Origin of the sequence: Pseudomonas sp. MYb185, from assembly GCF_002979975.1 — a bacterium.
In the GTDB taxonomy this organism is placed as follows: domain Bacteria; phylum Pseudomonadota; class Gammaproteobacteria; order Pseudomonadales; family Pseudomonadaceae; genus Halopseudomonas.
Genome location: NZ_PCQD01000005.1, coordinates 312,290 through 338,193, shown reverse-complemented (window position 1 = coordinate 338,193; position 25,904 = coordinate 312,290). Strand labels below are relative to the sequence as shown.

The window sequence follows — 25,904 nt, the reverse complement described above, 5'->3', positions numbered from 1 at the left end:
TTCAGCACTCTCGTGCGGTCGACTTTTCAGAATGCGCAGTCGCTCAAAGGGTTGCATCCGAAGATGCTAAAGGCTCCACGATTACCGGACGTGGACAACGGTTATGCAAGAGGGATGGTTGGCGATTTGGAGTGGGTTGTCAAGGCGCCCTTCTCAAAACCCTCCATCCCATGCTGAGTTCGAGCTTGCTTGCAAGCCTCGGGGCCACGGCATTCTTATTTTCCATAAGTTATATGCAACCTACAGCCGTACAATCACCAGCGTCTCGTGTGCGGCCTGCTGGGGTTGAGACGGCCCACACAGCCATGTTTCAACAGATCTTGGAGTGAAACATGGAGCTAGCTGCCTTGGCAGGCCCACCACCTGCACTGCGATCAGTCATTGAAAGCATGGCCGCGCTGAAAATCGATCAAGATCGGCTTTCCCGCACCCTGCTCGGCCAAGCATTTTTGAACGACTGGATGCAGGCCAGCAACACCTGTGCATTTTTCCCAGACACCTATATGCGGCGTCTATTGCCTTTCCTATTTTGGGAAGAAGAAGCCAGTTCGACAAAGTATTCAGCCCTGGTGCCGGTAGAAATCGCCATAGGCGCATCTATCAAGGGACTTCCTAACCATATCAAGGAAAAGGACATCCCTGAACGCATAGCTCAGTATCGAGAAAATAAAGCATCGGGCCCTGCGGCATCAGGAACATATATACCTGCGTTGGGTGTGTATTTTGCTCATGAAGGAAAACACCGGGTTGCTTTCATGCGCCACCACCATGAGCCACTGTTCCAGGCCGAAGTCGACAATCTCCCCTACCCGTCGCCAGACAGGCTGAAGATTGTGACCTCGACCACATGCAGTGAATTGCGATACGCCGTGCTCGACAATCGGTACCTGCAAGTGCTTCTGGCGCCACATACCACTCAGCAGATCTTGAGTAGCTACGGCGTCAAAACAACACGCTGGAATCAGTTGGAAAATGTACCCAGTGAAGCTGGTGTGTATCGTGCGGTCTGTGACCGGCAGCTCTTTGCCTCCCCTGGTAGCCGCTCTGAAGCAGCCAGAACACTCGACCTGCATGAAGTGCTGCAACAGGAGGAAAAAGAAGCGCAGCGACGACAGGCAGAGATAAAACGGAATACGCATTGGAAACACCGGTTATTGAAACATTTGCTGGGCATACCTGGCTAACTTGAGTGGTCAATAGCCACATGGCCACGTAGGATTGTCGTCACTACTATTTGGCCAGCTGCCACTTACTGGCCAGTATGGCTATACCCTAATGAGCCGACACAACCACCGAACAATGCAGCAACAATCAGCTAATCAAGTCAGACTGATCCAGAGCGCTGTGCTTTGTGCTCTTGGAATCACTGTCACAGTGGCTGCTATCAGCTTAAAAGGACAATCTGACCCAGCAGAACCAACCCGGGCCTGTGATCTGCATTTTTCCAATGGCTATACTCTCGCCGGCGTGCCCGTTGCCGAGACAGTCGCTCAGCATACGAAGGGACTGTCCAAGCGGAACGATGTAGGGCCAGGCATGCTCTTCACATGGCCAGAGCCGGAACCACGTATTTTCTGGATGCGGGACACCTGGATACCCCTGACAATCGGCTTCTTCGATGGTGATGGCCGGTTGTTTGCTATTGAAGACATGCAACCAAACACAGATGATCACCACGCTTCCGTGCATCCAGCGGCTGATGCCTTGGAGCTGCCACAAGGTGATTTTCAGAGATACGGCTTGCAAGAAGGTGTCCGCCTGACAGGTAGAACTTGCTGGCTTCTCGATAATGAAGCAATGCGCAAACTGGAGGCAGAATGAAGGTTGCAAGGGCGTACCTGCGAGTCAGTACCGACAGCCAAGAGCTGGCCCGCCAAAACGGAGTGATCGAAGGCGCAAGAGAGGCTGGCTTCTATGTGGCGGGCATCTATCGTGAAAAAGCCTCGGGAGCCCGTTCTGATCGCCCCGAGCTGCTGCGCATGATTGAGGACCTGCAACCAGGCGAAGTGGTGGTTGCCGAACGGATTGACCGACTGTCCCGGCTGCCCCTGTCCGAGGCAGAGCGATTGGTTGCCGCTATCCGAGCCAAGGGCGCTCGCCTCGCTGTGCCAGGCCTCGTTGACTTGTCAGATCTTGCCGCTGATGCCACTGGTGTCGCAAAAGTTGTGCTGGAATCGGTTCAGGATATGCTGCTGCGGCTTGCCTTGCAGATGGCCCGAGACGACTACGAGGATCGCCGGGAACGACAGAGCCAAGGCATCGAGCTGGCCAAGCAGTCCGGAAAATACAAGGGTCGCAAAGCGGATGCCCTCACCCATGAGCGAATCATCACCTTGCGTCGTAGTGGCCACACCATAGCAGAGACAGCCAGGCTGGCCGGCTGTAGTCCAAGCCAGGTGAAACGGATATGGGCGCAGTGGCAGGCCGACCAGAACAGAAAGGTGTGAGAGCACCAAGCCTGTATGAGCATTCAATTAACTCACAAAATGCTTTTTCGGCAGCATCCACCTCCCCGGCTGTCCGGGCAGTTCAAAAAAACCGAAGTGCTTATGGGCTGATTTGGCATCAACCACCAATGCTGTAACTGCCAGCGTTTGACTCGCTGCAGCAATACGTTTGCAGGCATCGGCAAGCAAAATTGCCCCCAGGCTTTGGCCACGGTATGTATTATCTACGGCCAGACGCCCTAACAATGCGACGGATAAGGCAAGGCTTGATCAACACCTCAAATTTCGAGAATCCCTGTTTTTCGTATTGGAGCGTCTGGGGATAATGCTCGGGACAACATCATTTTTGCAGCAAATGGGATTTCTTTTTTACCAAACCAGCCACGTCGCTTGGGTTCAAGGAGGGAAAGATAAGAGAACCATATGCCAATTCTCTTGCAAACCCGCCCCCATTCCTCGGCATATTGATCCTGCACCCGTCCGTCTGCTGGCAGCGAATCCTCGTAGATAAAAACAACTTTCTGAAGATCTTCAATAAATTGTTCTGTTTGTTCAGGGCTCTGCAGGGTGAGAATGGAGTTTATTTGGTTTTGTCCAACTTTAATTCCAGTTGCTTTTTGGATGCGGCTCAAATCGTTCGCACTATATAACATGGCTTTCTCAAAATATCAGATTAAAAATATCGATTACCATGCAGACCGGGATGGCAACGGCGGAAAACTTATTAAGCATGTACGAGACATACCAGATAGGACTAATAGCCTTAATGTGATAACTAATACCTGCAAGCGTAAAGCTGAGAATTAACAGCCCAAAGAAAATCCCTATAGCATAGAGTGTATACACAAACCCTCCTACTCTGCGGCATTCCGCCGTCAGCGATCATGGTCGATTCTGCCTCAATTTCCTACTACTTTCACCTTCCATAGCCCTGCGTGTCAACCTAATCCTGAGCCAGCTGATTTTAAGATAACATACAAATCAGGGCCGTCATACGGAGCTTGTCAACCTCATTCGAGCTAGTTCTTTAATAATTAAATTTCTCTCTCGACGCCCCTTTTTAGGGTCGGAAAGCTGGCTTCTTTTTCGAAGGAACGTCTCACGAAAGCAACCCTTTCCGGCACCCTTTACCCTTTTGGGGTTAATCAAGTCTATACCTTTCGGGCAAGGCCCTTGACCCTTGGTCTACCATTCCCTTCAAGGGCCATTTTCCCCTTTCGGCTGGTGCAGCCATTTAGCCAATGGCTACCTTCTGCTATCTTTGATCGGCGCGGGTCACACTCTCAAACCACGCCGCCATCTCCGCCTGAATATCCGTACTGACCGGAGAAGGCACCCCGACATGCAGCTTCATCTCCTTTGCTTTCAACTCTGCCCGCTGCTTGGCAAGCAGGCTCCGCTGCTCCGCAAATACCGGTGATAGCACCTCCACTGGGACGTCATACCCCTTATGCTCATTCATCTGCCGGCGCAGCCGTTTGAACTGATCTGGATCAGGCTGGCTATCGAGTACTCGTTGCCTGTCAGCAGAACGCACTCCATGCTCCTCTGCCCAGAACTCGACCACCTCCTCCCACACCTCTGAGAAAGGCTTGGAGAATGGAAATACCTTTGATGATTGGCGAGAGGCTGTTGCAGCTTGAGACTTGGCCACCTTGAAGCAGGCTCGCCAAGGCCCCCCTGCCCCGGCGAACAAACGCAGCAGTGATACCATGCACACCCACACCACGCTCCGGCAAGGTGTTGGAATGGTCCTCGCTGACAAAACGCTGGTACCGGTATTGCAGACTATCGCGTCGCCACTCCAGGTCCTGCAACTCAGCCTCCAAACGGCGCGACAGAAAGATAACATCCTCGTCCGCCTGCTGGGCTGCTGCTGAAGTGCTGAAATAGCGCTGATGAAAGTCACCATTGAATCCCGCCGTCACACGGAACCCGATAAAACCGACCGGATGCTCGCCCGGCCCATAGTAAGTTACTGCCATTTCAAGCCCTGCTGGTTACTCAGAATCAATATTACCGATGGCCATTTCATCAATCAGCTCCGAGCGCTCGGCGGACAGGACATTTTCATCAGCCAACGATACATCCTGGAGGGAAGTCCATGCAGGCCGTACCGTACGAGGAATCAGGTATTCTCCTCTCCATGGGTTTTCAGTTCTGACACACGCAGCCCCCTTTGCGCCGTCGTTGATCGCTATTCATTCATGCTCTGTTGCATGTAACAAAAAACATATCTATCATGGTTACATGTAACAGAAAGGAGGTTCGTCGAATGGCAAACACACATGTCAATTCACGGGTTCAGAAACACCGAGACGCGCTGCGTATGTCAGGGCTTCGACCGGTGCAGATATGGGTCCCTGATACACGACGCCCGGACTTCGCTGAGGAATGCCGTCGCCAGAGCCGCCTTGCTGCCAAAGCAGACTCCGCCGACCATAACATGCAGGACTTTATGGATGAAGCTCTTGGGGACATCGAAGGCTGGACAGAGTGATGCGAGGTGACTTCGTGACCGTCGCCATGGCAGGCGACTTTGGAAAACCCAGGCCAGCACTGGTGATTCAGGCAGACCTGTTTAACGAGCATAGCTCTATCACTGTTCTGCCAGTAACCAGCACCCTGATCCGCGCTCCATTACTACGCATCACGGTCCAGCCCAGCGTAGAAAATGGCCTGAAGAAGCCTTCACAAGTGATGGTGGACAAGGCCATGACGATCAAACGGGACAAGATTGGGCCGGCTTTCGGACATATTGATGCGGATGCCTTAGTGGAGATTGAGCGCTGTCTTGCCTTGTTCCTGGGGATTGCCAAGTGAAAGCTATCTGCAAGACAGATACACCGTTGGAGATATTACGCTGATGGAGTTCATAGACAGATTGATCGTCGCCTGCGCTCATTCTATAGGCCGATTCGGTATGTTTTTGGTAACGCTTTGGGTTCGCTTGGTCTTTATCTTGGTCTGTCTGCTCATCCTCGGCATACTGGGCCTGATCGGAGTCTGGGTATTTGGGCGAGTTTTTGGCTGAACTGGACAACCCCATCCCCAGCCGCTATGTTCCAAGTGAATCGCCACGATTTTGCTACAGAGGGGCGTCATGGCCTTCAATCTCTACGGGGAACCGATCCCTGATATTGTCACAGAAAAACCCGCCGTGGAGCTGCCACAGCGGGCTGATGGCCGTGCCTGCAATATCTATGGCGAGCCGATCGACGATGCGGAGACAGTCGCCGCCAAGATCCGGCAGTTGCCCCCTACCCCAGTGCGCGTTCTAGCCATGCAAGGGGCTGTTGATGCGACCTTCTCTACACTAGGTTCCGTAGCGGCTTTTCTGGCTGAAGCGTCTCAGCATTTAGATGACGATGAAGACGAAGCTCCTAGCTGCGGGTTGAAGGATGATCCTGTCGATGGCTGGGTCTACCCGGGTGAGAGGATTGGATAACCCGTAGCAGAAAACCTACCGAACCTTGCCTTTGGTCGCCGCGCCTATTGCTGCACCTGATGCCTTATCTCCTGCTGCTTGTGCGCCTTTTGTCCCGCCAGTTAACATACTATCAACCCCTCTTCCGACATTCGATCCCGCCCAAGCCATCACAGCCATCCAGACCATCGGCAGCACCAGAAACATGGCCCGTTCGACAAGCACCAACAGCGACTTGTCATACAGGTTGACCGCACCAGAAAGAGCGTCCAAGGGTCCTCCTGACGAGCCGCCACCATCGTACAGCATGGTAATCAGATTGTTGCTCAACCACCTGGCCAGCTCCCACCAGAAGGTCAGAAACCACAGAGCGAACAACCCGAAAGTCGCTGTGCCAGCCACCTTCATGCTGTAGCCGGACATGACCATGATCAGGGGCAGACAGATGATCACGGCCATGACCAAGGCAGCCTGAACCATAGGTAGAGCCATCTTCAGCATGTCCATGCCGGCCTTTTCCTTGGCCACCATGTAGGCTCCACCCACAGCACCCAGCGCCCCAGAAACAACATGAGATGCCCCCGCGCCGGCGCGCCCAAGTGCCCCGGCATCGAGGTTAACGTCCCCATACCCACGCACCGGGTTTACAGTCTTACCATTGGCAGCCCCTTCCTTTGGACTGACCATTCTTCTGATCACCGCCTCTTCAGCGGAGTCATGCACACCCACTGCTGCCTGCAGCGTAGTCCAGAGGCTCGGGTTCACTTCGTCATGCAGTCGCTTATACAGCCCCTGGGTACCGTCTGACCACCACTCGGAACAGCTTGGATACCCCGGCTGCCCCGGCCCGGTATTGCTCCTGGCCGAATCCCGCGCCTCCACATAGGGAAAACCCTGAATGGGACGCGGCGCATAGAATGTATCGTAAAAGCCAGGAGTGGTAAGCAGATGGTTTGAGCCAAGCCAAGCAACATCCTTCGCCAGGCTTCTCTCGATGGTGGGCTGCTCACGGAACAGCTTGTCCCGCGCCGCGCCATAGCAAGCCCGCTGGAAGTCAGCGATCTCGGCCTTCAGGATCTGATCACCAACCTCCTGCAGGTCAACCTCTGTTGCGATAGCCTGCCAGTCCGGGGTACAGGGAATCGATGCCACGGCACTGTTGGTCACCCCTTTTGAAATGACATGCACGAAGGCCCACCAGAGTGGAATACTGGCAGTCTGGCCGGAAAGCGAGTTCATCGTGTTGCTACTCCACTCGCCTTCGCCGATTACTGCCACAGAGCAGGCATTTCCACTTCCATCGGTGCGTACTATGGTGTTGACCGGGTTGATGGATACGTTGAGCAACGGCAAGCAAGTAAAGGCGTAACAGAGCACCATGGAGTACAGGCCGGTCTCAATCCGGTTAAGTGCCAGCTTGCCCTTGTTGCCCTCATCATCGCCCTCTCTGCGAGCGCGGAACCATTCCGAGACCATCATGGCGACAAAGGGCACCGCAGCCAGGCCGGTCGCCATCAGGGTGTTCCAGAGCGTGTTATTGACGATCCAGCCCAGCAGTAGCAGAGGTGCTTCCATGTAGTCGGTAACGATCAGGTTCGCGTTCATGCCTGCCCCCACGCTGCATTCAGATTGTATATTTCAAGCAGTACCACGAAGGCCAGCGCCGCCCATTCCAGCCGCCTGAGCCGGGCATAGCCTTCCACGCCACCGTCCTCATCCTGCCTCAGCCACCGCACGACCTGCTGACGAAGCCGACCAACCCACAGCACGGTGAGCAGGACGTACAGCGCAAGCCGCCACACCAGTAAAGTCGGCCAGGCAGATAGCAGCAGTTGACCATAGGCATCTAGCCCGCCTGCCAGGCGCGAGCCGATATACACGATCAGTAAGCCCAGCAGAACCATTCCGGCAATAGAGACTACAACCACCGCAGTGCTGATCAATCTACTCTGCTGCATCAGCGATCCCCCCGGGTTGAGCACAAAAGGAGCCGGACGCGCCCGGTGGTAGGATTGGCGCTCCTACACACCCAATGGCCAACCAACGGAGGTCCGGCATGAAAGATAATTTCCCGTATGACAAACTCATCGAACACTTATACAAAAAGCATTCGCCAGACACAGAGCGCAATACACACAAATGGAAATACATTGCCGAAGTCTTTGCTTTATATGTGCAAGGGAATGCGTTGGCCCAGAAGTACAGTTGGGATCTGAAAGGTATCGAGGCTATTGAATATGCCATCATTCAGAAATATTCCTGGCCGTTACATGATGTGCGCGATCTAATTCCTCGCGACAAGTGGATAGCCATACATGCCGCTCTGAAAGATCTGACGATTCCCGAAGAGCCTCTTGAGGCTTGGTGCAGAGAAGGAAAGCCAGATCTGTATCCCAGTCCACTTGATGTCTGGCAGGATCACTCGACCGAGATTCCTCAGACGCTGTAGCAGCCTCGACTACGGGGTGGTGTGACCAGTACACAGGCCTCGCCTCGCCCGCACCCCAGATGATGCCAGGCTCTATTTCAATGACGGCAAAGCTGTGTTGCCGTGAGCCATCAGTGTTTAGCCCGAACAACTGGCGCGGGGCGATAAGCCCGTGATTGATGAATTGCTCAACGGTCGGCGTCCCTTCGCCTATCTTGTATCGGTGCGCATATAGGCGTTTGAGCATGGCTTCAAAACTGCCCCGGATCACATACAGTTTATCCGGGGTCAAGAACGCTCTGATACAAAGGATATTGCGGTTTGTGAAAGTGATGTCCGGTCCCTTGATCACATCGCGCAACAGCTCCAGGCAGAGTTCCCGGTTCTGCTCAGGAGCCTTGCGCTCTAGGAGTGGAATACCCTTGCGCCGCTGGGGCCTGGCCCAGGTGACACAAGGTCCATCACAGGTGTCAGCGATAGCCAGCATGAACCAGCCGGGACCTGCCGGGGGCAACGGGTTCCATCCGACGCAGCCCTGCTCTGCTTTCTCGCCCTGGCTGTCCGGCATGAGGCTCTGCGTAATATCCAGCCGCTGCTCTTCATAGACCCATCGCCGGTATGCCTGTACATCATCATCAAAGTCCGGCAGGTCAGGATGAACCCACTGGCCACTTTCATCCCGTTCCACCACGGCAGGCTTGATCACCCTCACATTCTGCATCATCACGGCGCCCCAGTTGTAGGACGGCCACGACTGTCCAGTGTCGAGCCAGGTACAAAGGTCTCAGCTTCACTGGCTCCTTGCGAACGACCGGCAGCACGCTCCAGAGCGACCACAGCCGTGTTACTGGCCATCGCCGTACGGATCTCCAGCTCGGTCTTCAAGGCCGCTATATCACGATCCAGTGCCTCCACCTTCTGCTTCAGAGCTGGACCGACTGGGGACTGCTCACTGGCGGTGCCCTCCGAGATCGAGGGCTCGGTCATACCCGCCATCAGAATTCGCCTCGCCCACATGGCCTTGATCAACGTCCTGGATAAAGCCATCTCACTGGAAAGCCGGTGAGCCAGCAATTCGGAATCAGGATCTGTCCGGATCGCCTCGATCACGTTCCGCGACACTGCCAGGCCTTCACCACCGGAGACCTGTCGCAGGTTGTCTGGGGTAATCGGCGCAGCACCAGCCAGCAGCTGCATCAGCATGTCCAGTATGTCTTTCTGCTCTTCTTCCAGGTCTTTCATCAGGCCTGTACCGGCTTGGCCTTCCCCGCGCTCACAGCCATCGCAGGTCTGAAGCGTCGTTTCACCCACTACTTTCTTGACCCAGCGTGCAGCATCCTCAGGCTCCCCCCAGATGGTGCACATGCCACCTCTGCACAGCCCACTGGCAGATGCAGCAGTGCTACCGGCCTGATTGCCGCCGCCTGGCCAGGTCCCGCTATTGGCCGGTGCCGCGCCCCAACCGCCGCCACCTCCGGTTACCGGTTGCGAGCTGGTCGGGTCGGTACGCGCATGCAACAGGTTGTATCCCGCAATGGCCACATCAGTGACCACATTGATCGGCGGCTGCCCCTGGCCACCGCGTTTGGCACCGCCTACCCAGATCACCCCCTCATTACCACGGGTTTGCTCAACCTGCTCCTGTGCCTGTACTGGATCACGTGTCGCCGTAGCAGCATTGGCCCACGCTTCCCCGGTAGCCACTTGCTGCAGACGCGAGCCCATCATCCAGTCGCCCATCTGCTCGCTCATGTTCTGGCACGACAGCTTGCCTCTGTCATAGTCGATCCTCCCCTGCAGCACACCATTGCTTAGCAGCTCATACAACTGCGGATAGGAACGCTGAATGATCAAAGCCGGTAGCGATGCCACGGCTCCCTGGGCATTCTGGATCACGTTGCCCATCAGGTTCTGAAAGGTGTTGGTGACGCCATTGAGCGAATTCGATACCGAATAGCCGAGGTCAAAGTTCCCGCAGGTAGCATTGGCATTCCAACGCACGCCCATATGGATTGGCGCCGGCGGAAGGTTGATGCCGGATGTTGCCGACACTGAAAACGGACTGGCTCCGCCAATGCGGTAATAGATATTCTCTGCCTGGGTGGAATGGCTTGCTGCAGCACTCATCAGAGCCAGGGAAAACAGCATAGTACGCTTCATATTCAACCTCCTGTATGCCATAGCAGCCGCTGACCACGCCGCTCACAGCAGCTATACGGTCGCCATAGAGCCCATGCATAGTCACCTGAGCCATCAGTGCGATCGCCATACGAGGCAAGCTGCCCTCGATCCGGCCACACATCGCAGCTGCCCTCGCTTCTGGGTGACAACGCCTGCCATTTGTGAGTCCCAGCATTGCCTTCCAGCACTGGCGATGGTGGCCACCACCCATCCCGAGAACTCGGCGTAAGCGGTTGGTAGACATGAGGAGAGCCGCTACGGGTAACCAGGTCCGCCACACGCTGAGCTGCCAGCGCAGCCCCACGATAGTCGTCTGATTGAGATACAAAGCCGCTACGCGGATAGATGTTGCCCCATACATCCCCTGCTCGCCCCAGCTCGCGCATACCTGGGACATAGGCTTCTGGGTACAACATCTCCACCAGTGCTTGCCGCCACCCCACAAAATCCAGTGTTGAGAAGAAGTGAGGCTTCATGGATACCGTGCCAGACGCACATACCATTCCGCGCAAACCAGTCAATGCCGAGAACATCGAGGTAGCGGGATGACCAATGGCGTCGACATTCTTGAACCGAAGGATGTCTCTGGAGTGGCTATGGCGGTTGGTCATGGTTCCGCCGCCTTGCGCCCCTGCCACCGGCGGGCTCAGCGCCGCCACATCTGACCAGGGGTTGCCACCAGTCCTGTTGTAACTGGACACCACCAGCTCTGGGATATAGTGCTTGACCTTCACTGAGGTTCTAACTCGGCACCCAAGTGAACAATGCAGCCAGGCACACACGCCCACCACCTGGTAATCGACACAGGCAGGGGAAGCAGCAGAAGAGATAACCTCAGCCGTAGACAGCCTGGCAGCCTGTGCCTGGCCAGCAATGCCGGCGACGGCAACCAACCCTGCAACCCAGATCAGAATGGATTTATTCAGCATGGATCAGGGCCTCCTCGATCAGCGCAACAGCGGTGGCCACGTCTGTCTCGCCATAAACGACATGGCCATCGATCACCACCGCTGGGATCTTCTCGACACCCAGCATCCAGGCTCTAGCCACCGCCATGGCGGCGTGCTCATACCGTTCACGCATTTCCAGCCATTTGGCACTTTGCATACGCTCCAGGGCAATGGCACTGGCCATGTCAGGATCACCCGGCAGTTGCAGGGATAACAGCTCATCCAGCCCAGCCAAAGCATCCAGTTCCACCACTGTGGCATTCTCAGGTAGGTTGCTCAGCTCAATATGGGATGCGGTAAAGACCTCGGGGCTTGCCAATATCGAACTGGACCAACAGGCCAGCATGGCAAGCGAGGTGAAACCGATAGTGATGAAACGCATGATGAAAAAGCTCCGTAGGCATGAGACCTACAGATTGACTGGCTACTGTCAGTCGGCGCATCAGGGAATGTTAAATGCAGTCCAGCTTTTTTCTGGCTCGGCCACCTTTATAGCTCAGCGCGTCAGACAATCAAGGGAAGGTAGTTGGGTAGTAGCAGCTACCCGCTCAAGCCTGAACTGAGGTCCCCCTCAGACAGGCCTGGATCGCCGGTCAGGACTCCCGGTCGGCAAGTTTTTGCAGGTTTTCGTGAATCTTGAACAGCACAATCATCAGCTCACACCAGATCCGAGCCCCCACTGCGCCGATCACGATATAGAACAATCCCCTGATGAAGCTGCCGAAGGAAAAACCACCAAACCCAGTGTACATGCTACCCAAACCGGCAAAGACAACACCCACCAATAAAAGCCAGTACACCACCGTAATGATTTTGGGAGTGAGCATCGACTTGATGAAAAATATTTGATTCATTTTTATTCCTTGATGAGAAAGCACAGCGTTAATCGCTGTCCAGGCAAAGCCACCCACGGCCCTAGAACAGCCCGCGCTATTCTAGGGTAATGTGCTGGTGTTTCAACGTTCGACCAATGCTTGCCTGTTGATGCGACACCAAAACCTCAGTGCGACTCACTCCCGGCGCTGGATGCGCTGATAGCCTCGGCAAGTTGAGCAGCCGACATATACCCTTCCCCCAGCTCACCGTTGGGCAACACTACAGCAGGCGTTCCTCTAACCCCAAAGCGCTGCCCCAGTTCAAAACCGGTTGAAATAGCTGCTCCAGAACATGTGTTTTGATCTACCTGCACCCAGCCACCCTGAAAAGCCTGCTCCAGCGCATTCTCTGGTTGAGAGCTGCACCAGACAGATTGCATTTGCGAGGCTACGGTGGAGTTCAATCCGGCCCGGGGAAACGCCAGGTAACGTACGGTGATGCCCAACTCGTTGAGCTTGGCCACTTCCCGGTGAAGAAGCTGGCAGTACGGGCAGCTCGTGTCGGTGAAGACTGTCACCACAGCACGCTCATCATTGGCAATAAAGCTGAGGAAACGGTCCTCCGGCACGCTGGCCAGCTCACCCAGGCGGTCTTCCCTATGGGCGATCTCCGTCAGATTGACTACTCCTTCCGCCGTGACTTGGAACAGATTACCGACCAGGAAGAAATTACCACCATGACTGATGTATACCCGCTCCCCGCTCTGCAGTCGCGCTTCGTTCAGCCCTAGTACCGGCGACAATCTGGACTCAACGATCGGCAGTACTGCTTCGACCTGTTGTTGATTGTCTTCGCCCAACTGGGTCCACAAGGCGAAAACACTGCCAACTCCAGCAATAAGCGCGGCAACCGGCAGGGTTACCAGCATTGCACCGCCTGCCCAAGCCAGAGCACGTGCTTCAGCATCTCCCATATTCATCCTGCCATCCCCTGGTTACTGCTTGAATAGGCCACACAGACGCCTCCATTAATTCCCCGCTTCTCATCCAGCCTCCGAGCAATTTCGATGGTCGCGTCCAGTTCGGAGCAGCCCAACTCAAGCATCACACGTCGCCGCTCGGCCTTCTCCTCCCCCTCTGTGCCGGCCAAAGCCAGGTACAAGCTGGGCGGTACGATTCGGAAAAGCGATTCAACCCGACCGCCCAGCACCACCCCTTCGGTGTACTTCCGGGTAACCTTGGTTGCCGACTGAACCAACTTGCGTTGATCATCAGAAAGTTCCTTGAAGCGCATGACCATGGAAACCTCATCAGGCGGCATGGTCAGTAGCACCCACCACTCGATCATGTTCAGCAGCTTCGCTGCAACGTCGGGGTAGTCTTCCAGGTTCTGAGTAGCCATCCACAGCCAATGCGAGAGCTTGCGCCCCATCTTGCCGACCGACACCAGGAACGGTGCCAGCAATGGGTTAGTGGTCAGCAAGTGGGATTCATCGATTACCTGGACAATGGGACGACCGTTATACTGGTCGCGCTCAGCCATGGCGGTAATGACGTTGGTGATGGAGATAATGGACAGAGCCAGCTGGGCGCTATAGCCCCCATCGGCATAGTGGGCCAAGTCAATGATGGTAACGTCACATTCCGGCCAGGGTTCGCCTGGGCGGTTGAAGACCTCACCGTCGAAACCATCCACATAGAGCCCCATGGCCTCGCCCATCTCATAGGCACGCATGCGCCCATGCTCTGGCGTATCCGGGTCATTAGCGATTTCCCGAAATGCGGCCCGCACATCCTCCGTCAAGCACTGCCTGCCTTCAGCCACAGCCTTGCGTGCAGCACGGAAGATGGCATCACGAACGGTACGCTGGTCGCTACGACGAAACAGCGCCTCCTCCTTGGGATCACCGCCGGTAATCATCAACCGGGCAGTGATCTCCATCTCTCCCAGGATGTTGCGCTCATCCTCAGTCGTTTCTTCCTCGATCTCCAGGTCAGCCGGCGCATCTTCCTGGCCAAGACGCGCTTCGATATCTTTCAGTTGCTTGCGGCGTAACTCCTCTGGTTCCAGGAGTCGGTGGGCCTCTGCAAAAGGTGGCAAGCGCACACCGCTGCCAGGGGACAGACGCACCTGGTTCACTGACAATCCAAGGCGCTCAAAATACTGACCCAGCAGACCAAAGCTGTTGCCTTTTTCAATCACAAACAGACGCGGCCGGCGCACCGCCATCAATTGCGCCAACATGGCGTTCAGCGTCGCTGATTTTCCGGCACCCGTAGGACCGAAAATCAGCATATGCGCGTTGGCCTGACGGTCATCAAGATTCAGGGGGTCGAAACTCAGCGTTTCACCTCCCCGGTTGAAAAAGCTCAGCCCCGGGTTACCGGTACCACGCGCTCGACCGAAAAAAGGAGCCAGGTTGGCCAGGTGCTGCACAAACTGATACTGGGTATACCAGCGGTTTTTCCGATCCAGCTCCGGCTGGAAGTTCATTGGTAACCAGCGCAGATAGCTATTGAGCGCGGCCACCTCATCCTCCAGCTCAGTGGGCTTGAGGTTGGCATTGATCAACTGCGTACCTAGCTGCAGAAGCCGTGTATCCAGCTCAGCTTCCGTGTCTCCCTTAACGAAGAACACCAGGCTGCCCTGGTACAGCTTGTGGCTCTCGCTGAGCATGTCCCGGGCCTTGTCACAGTCGCTGCGCACACTGGCCGCCAGCACACTGTCGCCGATCGCCTTCTGACGAAGGGTATTGATATGACTTTCCAAAGGTTCTTGCGGGGTGGCGACGATAGTCAAACACGCAACCGTGCCTTCAGGAAGATGGTCAAACAATGCATTGCGCGCTGCCGAGTCGCCCCGGGGCAACTCACCTGTCAGGTGACCGACTTTCGGTGGTGTTCTCAGCTCCTCGACTGGCACTACGCAATGCGGCATGCCATCGAAGTACCACAGTCCCGCTTCCATATCTCCTCGAGGACTGGAAGCCAGCAAACCCTCTGACAGGTCATAAGACCAGGACGGACGCTCGGGATAGCGGAACTGGTCATAGAATGCCCTGGGATCCTCAGGCGACAGGCGTGGCCTGGGGTTGAACCATGGCATCATCCAATTGTGAAAATCCGCTGCACCGTATCGCTTCAAACGCAGTCCGGCAGCGCCCAGCCCTCCCACCAGGCGGTCATAAACATGATTGACCGCTGCCTCCGGGTTCAAGGCCCGCTTACGGTCACCGATACGCTTCTTGCCCTGTTTTGCGTGATCCGGCAACCACCGGTACAACACCAATCGCGTTCTACGGGTATGGCCGCGCCAGTCGGCCTGGGTAATAACCTCATCGAAGAACAGCCCACCAGGCTTGGAAATGGCCTTCAGGTGCCGGTCCATATTGGCTAACCAATCCTGGGTATAGGGTGTATCCAACACATCGGGCTTTATGTAATGGTGGATCTTTTCGATATCAGTCCGGGGGTTGGTGTCATCACTGACATACAATTGCGCCACCCAGGGATAATCATCCTCCTCCGGCAAGCTATCCTGCAGTGCGGCTTCTATCTGATCGCGTATATGCTCCAAGGATTCCGGCGACCGCCCTTCGGTTGGTACCGGCGTGACTTCCGCCACCACCCCAACCGATTTTCCGTCCTCCAGCATAAAGCAGCCGGACTCGTCCAGGAATTCAACCCAGGGCAGCCGGCTGGCAAAACTCGGCGCACGTTCATAGGTCCGACGCAGGGCCGCCATAGTGATAGGTTTGCCGCGTGGAAGTACCAGCCGCTGACCCGACTCATCGGTAATCAGTTCCTCCACATTCGGCGTCACCTCGTTGCCCTGAGTTTCCGCAACCACCTCGTCAGTTTCATGCGATGAAACGCCTGCCCCTTTGGCCGGAAAAAGCCTCGACATGAACGCATTGAATCCAGACATCAGCGCGCCCTTCCCATACGGTCAAGTGGGTTGAGCTGCGGCCTGGCCATATCGCCTGGCATTGCATACTGCGGTCTGCTGTATAGCGGAAATACTGTCGAATACCCTGGAACAGGCACTGGCTCTCCTCCCGCCAGGTGAGGAAAGACATACATGACCAGGTCCGGGTTCGGCAGGCGGGCAAACTGGCTATAAATCTCATTGGCTGCGGTTCGAGTATGGTGGATACGCTGCTCCACCAGGGCGCCATCCGTCATCGGACGACGCAAGTCCGACCGCGCATCGAGCAGAGCCTGCTGACTCAGATTGTCACCACTGCGACCGCTGGCCGATTGGCGCCACAGGTCCTGCATCGTCTGATCGCCATGCGGCATCAACTCATCCTTGGACGTAGCACATCCGGCCAGCGCAGCCCCCAACAAGGCCACAGTGATGATCTTAGGGAAGTTCATAGGACACCCTCGCTGTCGTACCATGGCGAACCTTGCGACCCGCCTGCTCATAGTCAATTTCCAGTGGCCGCTCGATATGCACAGCCACCTCTACACCCGGCTGCACGTATACGGCAGCGAATGCTTCGCCATAGAGCCGGTTTACCCAGTCGGAAATATCGGAAATACCGTTGGTCAACACCGAGGTCACAGCCTGATTGCCCGTGATAGCGCTGGATACAGAACCATCAGTATTGATGGTGGCCACCCCTTCGGAATCATCTACCAGGCTGGATGCCACAGCGGCGCCGGCAGCCGTAATCAGCGCCCGGCTGCTCAGGTACTCCTTGGCATTGCTACGACGAATCCCGCTGACACAGGGGATCCCGTAGGGATCGGAAATGTAGCCGAGTACCTCATCATTATTGGAACGGCTCTGACGAGAGTTACCAGTCTCCGGTTGAGGGACAGTACGGATGGTTCCGTCCTCGAAGACGAAGGTCATCGAATTAATGGCTCCCCTCACACAGGACAGAGTCCAATCACCCGTGGCAGTACCACTGACGATCGCTGAATGAACTTCCGGGATCTCGATGTGATTCGCTGTCAGGTTGTCCTTGCCGATTACCACCTTGAAGGGATACGGATCGCTGACGGTGCCGTTCACCGGCACCCGGCCAATCAATGCCGTCATGCCGAGCGAGCCCATCAAGGTGGCATTGGCGGGCACCGTATAGACTGGTTGCACCAATGAAGCGTCCGGCTTTCCTGTCACCTTCGACTCTGCTGCCGTTGCACCACGCACAACAGAATCCGCGACAGTACCTACACCATCAGCAAACGCGCTGGGAAAGCTCCACTCTCCCTGATTGCGGCCTTTCTGTTCCTGGACACCATCCATAGGCGTAACCCAGACTGTTGATGGGGCTGGGGCGAACCCTGAACCATCCCCTCGGGCCGCCCCGATCGGCATCTGTCCGGTACTGGCTGGGTCCGCATTAGATGCATAGTTATTTTTCAACTGTTCAAACTGGCGCTCAAACCGAGCCAGCATCGATTGTTCCTTGCGCTGCTCCTCTTCGGCCATCCGCCGGCGCTCCTGACGCAGCACTTCCTCCAACCGGCGATCGACATTGGTGTTTTGCTCTGCCAGCTTCTTGTTCTGCTCCACCAGGCGCTGACTCTCACTGCGGGTGTTTTGCAGGTCCTGCTCCATCAGCCGGACACGGCCAACCAAGGTGGCTACTGTGTCCTGGGGGGTATCAGCCTCAACACCCAACAACTCCAGCTCTTCTGACGTGAGCTGGAGCGAGGGGTCCACCTCCTGTTGCGTCGGTCTCCCCGAGCCTTTGCCACCGGACATCACTACGATCAGCACCACCACTACCAATACCGTTGGTACCAAGATTTTCAGCAGACCGTTGCTCTTCAATGACATCGACATCTCACCCCTCCCCGACCGTCGGCTGAAAGCGCGGTAGTTGCAGGTGCTCTGCCAGTGGCCCTCTGGTCACGATAATGATGGTCGTGGTGTCATCCAGGTGTCCGCGGGGGCCAATGGTTGGGTGCATGAAGGTCGCAGCCATCAATGCACCATGTAGATAGCGCGGATCCAGCTCAAAACTACGGTCTGGATCCTGATTGCGCAGCTCAATCGCCGTCGCATGCAGTCCTTCCAGGGTCCAGGCAGCTATGGGCCTGGCTTCCACAGGCAAGGCTGGTAACAGTGTTTCCACGGAACCCGGCAGCCGCATGGCCACCCGGTTGATGCCCGGTACCGGCTCGATAACGCGCAACGGCGAATACAGGGACTGAGCAACGTAGCGGGTTAACACCACCGGCAAGGGTGCGCGCTGTTCCGCAGCTGGATCTGGGCGCTCGCTGGCATCTGCCTCAGCCACTTCGGCACTGATTACCTGGATCTGCTCTGCAGACGCATCTGCCTTGGCAGTAAGGTCGACCAGGATGATTTCACCTGTCGATTCATCCTTCAGCTGAACACGCTCAGTATCAAACGCCTCATGAGCCTTGAAGTAGAGCACTCCACCTGTTGACTGCACTCGCAGAATGTCATCATGCGCAATCGTAAGCGGCAGTCCGACCGACACATTTCGGTTCAGCACCACCAGTCGCTCCTGACCAACCGGCAAGTCGATCACCAATGGCGTACGATCCCACTCCATCAACTCGACAGCGTTGGCCAGGGGCGCCGCAAGCAGCGCACCACACACCAATCCTTTCAACAAACGCATTTTCATTTATCTACTCCCGGCATGTTCAGGCGTTGTGGCACTCCGTCAAAACAGTCGATCTGCAGGCCGAACGGATTCCGTTCGCGATCCACATCTGCCCGAACGACACGCAAGGGGTAGCGCACATACACATCACGCACATCCACCCCCGCGTACTGCTCGTTGATCACCAGATCCAGGTTTGCGATCCAGGTGTCCTGTCCCAGGATCTTGATGGACTCAGGCCGATATCCTCTGCCGGGCACCTCGAAAACACCGCGTACCCGCCCACGCAATTCCGAGCGGCTGCGGCGCATTTCATACTCTTCGTTAAGCGTTACGCGACAGGCGGGAGTGAAGAAGGCTTGCAACCCATGAAGGTTGCGCTGGTAGTCAGCCTCACCGTTAACTGGCCAACGGTTGAGCTGCTGCCAGATATAGAAGCTGAACGCATAGACGGTAGAGGGTGGTACCTCCCACCACTTCTGTGTTGAACCGCTACGCAAGTCCGGTGGGATATTGATGGTCAGATCCTTGGGGGCCTGACTCCATCCCCACCACATCGCAGCACAGGCCAGCACAAGAACACCACAAATGGCACGCAGCGTTGTGATATGCGAATCCCGTGAGGTATTGGCATTTCGGTATTGAGACATTAGTGTTTCCTGAAGTCAGGCTTGAGTGGGGGGTGGCGACGAATGCTGTACCTCGTCGTGCGGGTAATCAGCTTCTCGCCGGAAGCAATCCCCTTACACGCCAGATAGAACTGGAGCTGGCGATACATGAGAGAGGTGGGCCTTCCCCGACGCAGGCGGCGCATGATGGTGCCGCCGAAGAACAGCGTCAGCCCTGCCCCGAGAAAGGCCACTGTCGGCGCCATCGCAATCATGCCCATGACCAGCGCAGCCACAATGCCGATCGGTGTAAATACACCCAGACCCGCCAATGTCAGCGTGGCGACTTCCTTGCCAGTCATCCCTCGGAACACTATGGGAGCAGCGTTCAATCGCTTGGGTACCCAGCTGATGGTGTCGGCCATGGGTCACCCTGTTACTGTGAGAGAACCGGCGCGGCTTCGGTAGCCAGCCAGATGACAGCAACGACCAGCAGCACCCCCACCATGACGGTCACTGCAAACTTGCCCCAGGTTTCCCGCTCTCGCGCCTCTTTGAATGAGGCCACACTGGATGAGGCCACCACAAAGAATGCAATAACGCAGAGAACCAGGCCGATCAGGATTGCACCGTCGTAAATATATCCCTGCAGCGTGGACATAAGCCCCCCACCGCTACCTTGAGAAGGTGCATCCATCGTAGGCAGCCCCTGCGCAAAAGCCTGGCTCATGCCAAGGCCTGCCAACGCCAGAACCTGTGCTGCCTTATCCCCGGTTACCCGGATCGTTTGTTTGAACTTCATGTATTCACTCCTTAGTTAAGAAACGCGGATCCTCACGACAGCAGAATCCAGAACATCACCACAACGATGAGAATCGCCTTGATTGCTGTATGCAGCGCCTCATCACCATCAAGATTGTTTTTTGCCCACCCCCGATAACAGGAAGTCAGAACCCATGCGGCGATAATCAGCACCACGACGCAGCCCACACCAACGATCAACGTCCAGACATCTAGCGACTCGAACCCTGATCCGGCCTGGAAGGCTTCACCTGGCGTCACGGCTTTTGTCCCAGGTAGCGACCAACCACATCGTCTTCCATGGGCTCAAGTCGCCGTGGCGGCATACGTGACGGGGATAGGTACTCATCCAGACCGCGCTGAATGGCATGCACATCAGCGCGCACGCGGGGAATATCCAGGTACAGGTCGATCTGCCCGGCCTGGCCTGCCTGACGCGCCTCCAGGCGATCCAGGACAGTCACAACCTGATTGAGCTGGCCCTGGATCAGCGAAAGGTCACGACGCTGGATTTCGTCATAGGGCTCCGCCGCATAGACCACATTGGCAAGCGCGCCAGATGCCGACAGCAGCATGGGAAGAAACAACGATTTAAAGTGGTACATGTGCCAAGAGGCCCCCGGTGTGATGCTTTGGCTACAGTGTCAAAGCTCCGAGCTGGCAATTCGATAGAGAACATTAAGTGCAATGCGATGGGTTTTATTCGGTAAGGGGGCTTAGGTTCTATACGAAAAATATTGCCGTGGACTCCACAGAGTAGTCATCACAGGCGAGGCCAGCCCATCTTCTGGGCCCTGGAAGGAGAATCCTTGATCAGCCCCCATGCTGGGGGCTGGGAGTTCGTCGCACCTTGCCGTGTGTGTTCCTCACCAATCATGGTGGCTATTCTGCTTCGCATCGATTAATCGTACTGAACCTCGGAATTCAATCCTTAGCTTTCTTTCTTATAAGAACTTCTGACTTCAGGTCACTTTCTGCAATGCTCGACATAACAAGCTCGCCATGATCTGCATAGATACGAAACCACTCGCCGAGTCCCGTATATACGACCACTGCTTTTCCTGTCTTTATTGCGTGATTCAGTTTACGACTGCCGTACACTACCTCATAGCCTTTCGTAGAGAGGAATCCAGCCACATCCTCATCACCATGCTTCGAACGCTTACGAGCATTCTCTGCCTTGGTAATTACTCTAAGATTACTGGGAACATGTAGCCCACATACCTTCTTACCCTGAATAGGTAGGATATGATCAACTTCGTGCTTAATTCCAGTCTCCAATGTTTGGCGACGTGCTTGCTGGTAAATAGCTTTGATCGCTTTTAGGTCGGACCAAGCAGGCGTAGCGTCCTTCAGACGATCGCGGCGCGCTTCCTGAACCATTTTACGTATGACGTCTCGCCGCTCTATGCGCATCAAGGCGTTGGCATCCCCTTCTGCTGCCTTCGCAATATCGTCTATCTCATTCTGTCTCATCGACATCCTACCTGTTCGGCTGACTTTAAGAGCTGAGTATGCATTTATAGACGATCCTTGCTGTGTAAAGCCATCGACTCTGCCCTCTCATCCAATATTGAGCCCAATGAACGACCACAACTGTATTTTTCAAACTGTCTAGTGCGCAGCGCCTACAGTAATACCTTTCGTACAGAACCTAAACTCCGACCCCGATTCTCCATATCAAAGATACTTCTTGAATGTACTGGTAGCCACAGCAATCAAAAACCCGAACAAGGCCGCACAGGGCAACAAGAACAGGTTGGGATGTATCGCAAAGGGCAGACTCAGATAGATCAGCCAGCCGATCAGAAATACCGGCACAACGGTTCGCTTGGCATGGTGGTAGATGAAGGCACTCTCACGCCCTGCCCCAAAACGGCGCAGATCGCGCAACACCAGGCCATCGACAAACCCAACCAGGGCTGCCAGCAGAAACAAGGGGCTGGTCAGCACGAGGATCACACAGCGCGTCAGGGTCATCAACGTGACGTACATCGCAGCCATCACGTACTGCTTGATTGCCCCCGCCCAACCGCCACTGGTGGTTTCATGCGCCCACCCGGCAATGCCGGTCCGAATGAACAGCCAGTCGTTCACCGCAGCGAGAGCCTGCCCCGCAAACTGCACCGGATCCGACACCATAAGTGAACGAGAGAAGTTGGTATCCAGCCAGCGCATCTCTTGGCGCATCACCATCTCGGCATGCTCAGCTCCTGGCAAGGCCCACCAGGCAAGGTAGATCCCCGCCCATTCAATCCCTACAGAAATCAGGATAGAGACCAACACAACGCCCACGACCTTGAATGGCAGGGAAAACAGTTTCGACACTGCCCCGGTGCGCTTCTTTTCAGCCGTCCGCACCCGTGCATCTTCAGCCATCGCCGTGGACCTCCGCTGTGTTCGCTACGGAGTCATCCAGAGCCACCCTCACAGCACTTTCCCTGGCTCCTTCATTTGCGGCAAGCCCCTGTTCACCAAGTGGCTGAGGGTTCGCAGCGGCAAAGCTATCGAACGCCCTGCGCAGCTCCGGATCGATTTCCACCGGCGGCGGGGCCACCGCCTCCCACCAGCGCTCGCCAGTGTTGTACTGTCGACGCATGCCTGCAGCAATATCCGATACTGATGCGGGAACATCTTTGCCCTTATCCGGCAGCGGCAACGGCATGCGAATTTTCCATAACTGCCCCCCTTCCATTAGTGCAAACGCCTGGCCTTTCGGCAGATTGACGATGTCGGCAGGCTCCAACATGGGCACCTGTACGGTGCTGATCCGATCCCCGCCCGAACTGGTGAAGTCCACATCGGAATCAGGGTTACTGTTGTCCGCAGCCATGGACACCAACATACGGCTTTGCACATTCACCTGTCGCAGTTGGTTGGTCAGCAGTTCCGCGGTTTTGTCTTCCCTGACCCGCAGCATGATGAGATTGTTGAAGTTACCCACGACCTGCCCCGCTTTGGCGGCGCTGCCGATCTTGGCCTCGATGTCAGAGACGGTCTGTGTGTAGGCTGTCACCTGGATGCCGGCACCCCCGCCCTTGTTGACCAACGGAATGAACTCCGGCCCCATCAGCTCGTTGAATTCATCACAGTGCAGGTTGATGGCAATCTTGCCGCTGGCCGGGGTCGGCAGCCCATCATCCACACCGAATTTGTAGATGTGCCCAGCCACCGAGACAAGGTCGGCAAACATGGAGTTGCCAATAGCCTGGGCCACCTCGAAGTCACTCAGCGCATCAAGCCCGACATAGACGATGCCTCGTTTGCGGATCACCTGAAGCCAGTCGAAGATGGGACGAGTGTCCTCCAGGTCATCGTAATCCGGCGACAACAGCTCATTGATCCGCCCACTGGTCAACTTCTCCAGCAGCGGCAGCAGCGAAGCCACGATCTTGTCAAAGTAGGTCTTGTCATAACGTACTGCTGACAGCAGCCCCTCCAGCACCGAGTCCTTGATCGACACGTCGGGCGACTGCAGATATTGGATCAAGGCCACTACCCGCTTATCCCGCCCCATCAGGTTACGCGGCCAGTTCCGGTCGTTCAATCGCCCCTCGAACTCCGCTACATGTCCCCACGCACCAGGTACGGCCGCCTCCAGCTTCTGCTCGGCATACTCGATAAGCAGGCCGTCGATATTCACGACATCAGTGAGGATCTGCTCATAGCTGGGCCGGTGCCCAAGGGCGTGCCGAGCCCGGTTGACGATATTGACGAACCGCCAGGCAAACTCCCTGAATGCGGCGCTGTTTCCCTCGTTGGGTAGTGCGTTGGCAATCCGCGTGGCCACCTCCGACAACCTGCCAAACCGACCTACCGCGTTATAGCGCGCCGACAGGCCGGGCCAGCCCAAGTGGAACACATAGAACTCATTCTGACGTCCAGCACGCACTGCCTCGATGTACATGCGCACCAGCAAGTCCGCATCGCCTTTTGGGTCGAAACAGACCACCACATCCTTGCTGGGCCGATGAATGTCCTGGGTAATCATCACCTCGGCCATTCGCGTTTTCCCTACCCGCGTGGTTCCTTCGACCAAAGTGTGTCCGACACGCTCCCCAAGTGGCATCCAAGCATCTTCCTCCTTCCACTCCACTGCATGAATAGCCGGATTCCCGCCAACGGGAGGAAGCGGTCGAACAGGGTTGAGCGGCACGTCAGCTGCGAGCATCCTGACCAGCAGGCGAGCAGCACGGTAGCGATCTAACGCAATCTCCAGACGCCTGGCCAGCCGGTACCACCTTGATGGCTGCACATAGACCTGAGTGTTCGGCTGCTGGGCCTCATGTAGACGCTGTGTATGTCTGGCTTCCCAACGAAAGCCTTTGCCCAGCCACAGATACCGGCTGCTCACCGGAATCTGTTCGCTGCGTAGCGCAAAGCGCGGCAAGCGGCGCATATTCCGGCGGTACCTGAGAATAATCCACGCCTGTCGACCTCGATGCGCGCCATAGATCAGAAATCCCGCCGCCATTCCCAGCCCGATTGATGGGGTCAAAGCCACCGACCAAGGTGCCCAGATGCACAACACCGCGCACCCGAGACAGACCCATACGGTTTGTAGTTCTACAGCAGGCCGTAGCAACGATTCCATCGGATGTCGCTGATTCATGAATCGCCCTCCCACAAGGACAATGCAGCCTTGGCGATCGGCAAGCCATCCTGATCCAGCACAGCGGTCAGGGCGCGATAATGGTCAGGGTCATAATCAGTCAGAGTGGTAAGGCCGGCGAACACAGCGTCTGTTTTCAATGCAGACCTTTGAGCGGCCGTAGCGATATACAGCTTCAGGGCAGGGATACGACGATCTCTGTGCTTGAACCTTACAGGCAACGCAGGCTCCGACAGGCTGTCGACCAATGCCACGATTTGCGGCCAGGCTCCGGCATCCTGTGCTGACAAGAAGGACTGCGCATAGTCGATGCAAAGCTGATCCACCTGATCCTGGGTTCGCAGCTGCTCAACCAGTTCGTCAGGGGTCACCTCTCGCTGCGTGGCATGTAGCGCTATCCACATGGCACGGCAAAGCCATAACACATGAGCCTGTTCACCGACTGCAAAGGGCCTGTCAATCGTCGGCAATTCAAGGCTGGTAAACGCCTCTTTCGGCAGCTCCAGATCAAGGCAATCCATCACTGCTCCACCCCCGTAGCCGTAATCAGAGCCGGGTAATGTGTCAGACCCAATCGGTTGGCCAGGTCATCACCAGGAACAGGATCTATGCGCAGGTCTGGCACCAGCTCCTGCAGCGACCGCAATGACTCAGCCGTTTGCACGTTGACCGCCAGACCGCTGGCTCCCATCTGCGATAATGATGGCCCCCTGGCAGCAAGCCAACTCAGGCTCAGAGGGTCATCTCCAACGATAAACAGCGGCTGGAATGCGGGTGGCATGGACAGGGCACGGCGCTCGACCCGGCCCGGGCTCAGACTGGGCGTTGACACGGGCAACATATCGTCAACGGAGTACGGCGCGGTGCGTGCAGCCTGAACTCCCTCATACTCGGAAACCCCGGCCCCTCCAATAGCCACAAAGTAAGGCCGCGCCGGCTCTCCACCCAGATCCGCCACAATAGTGAGGCTTGGCAAGCCTGCCGGCTGGGCTAAAGCAGCGCATGACCAGGACATGGTCACCAAGCATCCGGCAGCAAA

Annotated in this window: 31 protein-coding genes; 6 read left to right on the top strand and 25 right to left on the bottom strand. The window is 56.1% G+C overall.

Annotation, left to right across the window (positions count from 1 at the left end; translation table 11 throughout):
* The first annotated feature begins 332 nt into the window (after positions 1-332).
* The 3 genes from CQ007_RS18825 to CQ007_RS10355 all read left to right on the top strand — a co-directional run bounded on the left by CQ007_RS18825 (position 333) and on the right by CQ007_RS10355 (position 2,447).
* Entirely contained in the window at positions 333-1,184 is an 852-nt protein-coding gene (locus tag CQ007_RS18825; protein WP_146114573.1) for a hypothetical protein, read from the top strand.
* A gap of 91 nt (positions 1,185-1,275) precedes the next feature.
* Entirely contained in the window at positions 1,276-1,821 is a 546-nt protein-coding gene (locus CQ007_RS10360) for a DUF192 domain-containing protein (RefSeq protein WP_218278864.1), read from the top strand.
* Entirely contained in the window at positions 1,818-2,447 is a 630-nt protein-coding gene (locus CQ007_RS10355; protein ID WP_105645745.1) for a recombinase family protein, read from the top strand. Before CQ007_RS10360 ends, CQ007_RS10355 begins: the two co-directional genes overlap by 4 nt.
* 278 nt (positions 2,448-2,725) lie before the next feature.
* On the opposite strand, the gene CQ007_RS18820 is transcribed toward CQ007_RS10355, so the two are convergent.
* From CQ007_RS18820 to CQ007_RS18810, 3 genes are all read right to left on the bottom strand, one after another.
* Positions 2,726-3,100 (bottom strand): hypothetical protein, encoded by a 375-nt coding sequence (locus CQ007_RS18820; RefSeq protein ID WP_146114572.1) that lies wholly within the window; start codon positions 3,098-3,100, stop codon positions 2,726-2,728.
* A 602-nt stretch (positions 3,101-3,702) separates the two neighbouring features.
* Positions 3,703-3,984 carry a hypothetical protein gene (locus CQ007_RS18815; RefSeq protein ID WP_146114571.1) on the bottom strand — a complete coding sequence of 94 codons (282 nt, stop codon included), beginning with the start codon at positions 3,982-3,984 and terminating at the stop codon, positions 3,703-3,705.
* Positions 3,971-4,432: a hypothetical protein gene (locus CQ007_RS18810; protein WP_146114570.1), complete on the bottom strand. Its 462-nt coding sequence runs from the start codon at positions 4,430-4,432 to the stop codon at positions 3,971-3,973. Before CQ007_RS18810 ends, CQ007_RS18815 begins: the two co-directional genes overlap by 14 nt.
* Before the next feature lie 257 nt (positions 4,433-4,689).
* Between CQ007_RS18810 and CQ007_RS10340 the strand changes: the two genes are divergently transcribed.
* The 3 genes from CQ007_RS10340 to CQ007_RS10330 all read left to right on the top strand — a co-directional run bounded on the left by CQ007_RS10340 (position 4,690) and on the right by CQ007_RS10330 (position 5,895).
* Positions 4,690-4,947 (top strand): antitoxin MazE family protein, encoded by a 258-nt coding sequence (locus tag CQ007_RS10340; protein ID WP_371919818.1) that lies wholly within the window; start codon positions 4,690-4,692, stop codon positions 4,945-4,947.
* Between the two features lie 14 nt (positions 4,948-4,961).
* A complete protein-coding gene (locus CQ007_RS10335; protein WP_256582267.1) occupies positions 4,962-5,270 on the top strand; it encodes a type II toxin-antitoxin system PemK/MazF family toxin in 309 nt (102 codons plus the stop codon).
* Between the two features lie 280 nt (positions 5,271-5,550).
* Positions 5,551-5,895, top strand: coding sequence for a hypothetical protein (locus CQ007_RS10330; RefSeq protein ID WP_105645740.1), 345 nt, complete (start codon positions 5,551-5,553; stop codon positions 5,893-5,895).
* Positions 5,896-5,910: 15 nt separating this feature from the next.
* Here the strand turns inward: CQ007_RS10330 and CQ007_RS10325 are convergent, their stop codons facing one another.
* The 22 genes from CQ007_RS10325 to CQ007_RS10220 form a co-directional block, all read right to left on the bottom strand.
* Entirely contained in the window at positions 5,911-7,479 is a 1,569-nt protein-coding gene (locus CQ007_RS10325) for a conjugal transfer protein TraG N-terminal domain-containing protein (protein WP_105645739.1), read from the bottom strand.
* Positions 7,476-7,832 carry a hypothetical protein gene (locus tag CQ007_RS10320; protein WP_146114569.1) on the bottom strand — a complete coding sequence of 119 codons (357 nt, stop codon included), beginning with the start codon at positions 7,830-7,832 and terminating at the stop codon, positions 7,476-7,478. The genes CQ007_RS10325 and CQ007_RS10320 overlap by 4 nt, the downstream gene beginning before the upstream one ends.
* A gap of 285 nt (positions 7,833-8,117) precedes the next feature.
* Positions 8,118-9,026, bottom strand: coding sequence for a hypothetical protein (locus CQ007_RS10315; protein WP_105645737.1), 909 nt, complete (start codon positions 9,024-9,026; stop codon positions 8,118-8,120).
* On the bottom strand, positions 9,026-10,462 hold the full coding sequence (locus tag CQ007_RS10310) for a hypothetical protein (RefSeq protein ID WP_177424321.1): 1,437 nt from the start codon (positions 10,460-10,462) through the stop codon (positions 9,026-9,028). Before CQ007_RS10310 ends, CQ007_RS10315 begins: the two co-directional genes overlap by 1 nt.
* Positions 10,463-10,464: 2 nt before the next feature.
* Positions 10,465-11,412: a TIGR03756 family integrating conjugative element protein gene (locus tag CQ007_RS10305; protein ID WP_105645736.1), complete on the bottom strand. Its 948-nt coding sequence runs from the start codon at positions 11,410-11,412 to the stop codon at positions 10,465-10,467.
* A complete protein-coding gene (locus tag CQ007_RS10300) occupies positions 11,402-11,815 on the bottom strand; it encodes a TIGR03757 family integrating conjugative element protein (protein ID WP_105645735.1) in 414 nt (137 codons plus the stop codon). Before CQ007_RS10300 ends, CQ007_RS10305 begins: the two co-directional genes overlap by 11 nt.
* 211 nt (positions 11,816-12,026) lie before the next feature.
* On the bottom strand, positions 12,027-12,287 hold the full coding sequence (locus CQ007_RS10295) for a DUF4282 domain-containing protein (protein ID WP_105645734.1): 261 nt from the start codon (positions 12,285-12,287) through the stop codon (positions 12,027-12,029).
* A 146-nt stretch (positions 12,288-12,433) separates the two neighbouring features.
* Positions 12,434-13,228, bottom strand: a complete 795-nt coding sequence (locus CQ007_RS10290) for a thioredoxin fold domain-containing protein (RefSeq protein ID WP_105645733.1) — start codon at positions 13,226-13,228, stop codon at positions 12,434-12,436.
* Positions 13,225-16,176, bottom strand: a complete 2,952-nt coding sequence (locus CQ007_RS10285; RefSeq protein WP_105645732.1) for a conjugative transfer ATPase — start codon at positions 16,174-16,176, stop codon at positions 13,225-13,227. The genes CQ007_RS10290 and CQ007_RS10285 overlap by 4 nt, the downstream gene beginning before the upstream one ends.
* On the bottom strand, positions 16,176-16,628 hold the full coding sequence (locus tag CQ007_RS10280; RefSeq protein WP_105645731.1) for a TIGR03751 family conjugal transfer lipoprotein: 453 nt from the start codon (positions 16,626-16,628) through the stop codon (positions 16,176-16,178). The genes CQ007_RS10285 and CQ007_RS10280 overlap by 1 nt, the downstream gene beginning before the upstream one ends.
* The gene (locus CQ007_RS10275) at positions 16,615-18,051 is read right to left on the bottom strand and encodes a TIGR03752 family integrating conjugative element protein (RefSeq protein ID WP_256582265.1); all 1,437 of its coding nucleotides are present in this window, start codon (positions 18,049-18,051) and stop codon (positions 16,615-16,617) included. The genes CQ007_RS10280 and CQ007_RS10275 overlap by 14 nt, the downstream gene beginning before the upstream one ends.
* Position 18,052: 1 nt before the next feature.
* Entirely contained in the window at positions 18,053-18,865 is an 813-nt protein-coding gene (locus CQ007_RS10270; protein ID WP_105645730.1) for a TIGR03749 family integrating conjugative element protein, read from the bottom strand.
* Positions 18,862-19,494 (bottom strand): PFL_4703 family integrating conjugative element protein, encoded by a 633-nt coding sequence (locus CQ007_RS10265; RefSeq protein WP_105645729.1) that lies wholly within the window; start codon positions 19,492-19,494, stop codon positions 18,862-18,864. The genes CQ007_RS10270 and CQ007_RS10265 overlap by 4 nt, the downstream gene beginning before the upstream one ends.
* Positions 19,494-19,877 carry a TIGR03750 family conjugal transfer protein gene (locus CQ007_RS10260; RefSeq protein ID WP_105645728.1) on the bottom strand — a complete coding sequence of 128 codons (384 nt, stop codon included), beginning with the start codon at positions 19,875-19,877 and terminating at the stop codon, positions 19,494-19,496. Before CQ007_RS10260 ends, CQ007_RS10265 begins: the two co-directional genes overlap by 1 nt.
* Before the next feature lie 11 nt (positions 19,878-19,888).
* On the bottom strand, positions 19,889-20,254 hold the full coding sequence (locus CQ007_RS10255; protein WP_105645727.1) for a TIGR03745 family integrating conjugative element membrane protein: 366 nt from the start codon (positions 20,252-20,254) through the stop codon (positions 19,889-19,891).
* 32 nt (positions 20,255-20,286) lie between these two features.
* Entirely contained in the window at positions 20,287-20,514 is a 228-nt protein-coding gene (locus CQ007_RS10250; protein WP_105645726.1) for a TIGR03758 family integrating conjugative element protein, read from the bottom strand.
* Positions 20,511-20,858: an RAQPRD family integrative conjugative element protein gene (locus CQ007_RS10245; RefSeq protein ID WP_105645725.1), complete on the bottom strand. Its 348-nt coding sequence runs from the start codon at positions 20,856-20,858 to the stop codon at positions 20,511-20,513. Before CQ007_RS10245 ends, CQ007_RS10250 begins: the two co-directional genes overlap by 4 nt.
* Before the next feature lie 319 nt (positions 20,859-21,177).
* Entirely contained in the window at positions 21,178-21,729 is a 552-nt protein-coding gene (locus CQ007_RS10240) for an HNH endonuclease signature motif containing protein (RefSeq protein WP_105645724.1), read from the bottom strand.
* A 204-nt stretch (positions 21,730-21,933) separates the two neighbouring features.
* On the bottom strand, positions 21,934-22,632 hold the full coding sequence (locus tag CQ007_RS10235) for a TIGR03747 family integrating conjugative element membrane protein (RefSeq protein ID WP_105645723.1): 699 nt from the start codon (positions 22,630-22,632) through the stop codon (positions 21,934-21,936).
* Positions 22,625-24,865: a type IV conjugative transfer system coupling protein TraD gene (gene traD, locus CQ007_RS10230; protein WP_105645722.1), complete on the bottom strand. Its 2,241-nt coding sequence runs from the start codon at positions 24,863-24,865 to the stop codon at positions 22,625-22,627. Before traD ends, CQ007_RS10235 begins: the two co-directional genes overlap by 8 nt.
* Positions 24,862-25,386, bottom strand: coding sequence for a hypothetical protein (locus CQ007_RS10225; RefSeq protein WP_105645721.1), 525 nt, complete (start codon positions 25,384-25,386; stop codon positions 24,862-24,864). Before CQ007_RS10225 ends, traD begins: the two co-directional genes overlap by 4 nt.
* Positions 25,386-25,880 carry an integrating conjugative element protein gene (locus CQ007_RS10220; protein WP_105645826.1) on the bottom strand — a complete coding sequence of 165 codons (495 nt, stop codon included), beginning with the start codon at positions 25,878-25,880 and terminating at the stop codon, positions 25,386-25,388. Before CQ007_RS10220 ends, CQ007_RS10225 begins: the two co-directional genes overlap by 1 nt.
* Between the last annotated feature and the right edge of the window lie 24 nt (positions 25,881-25,904).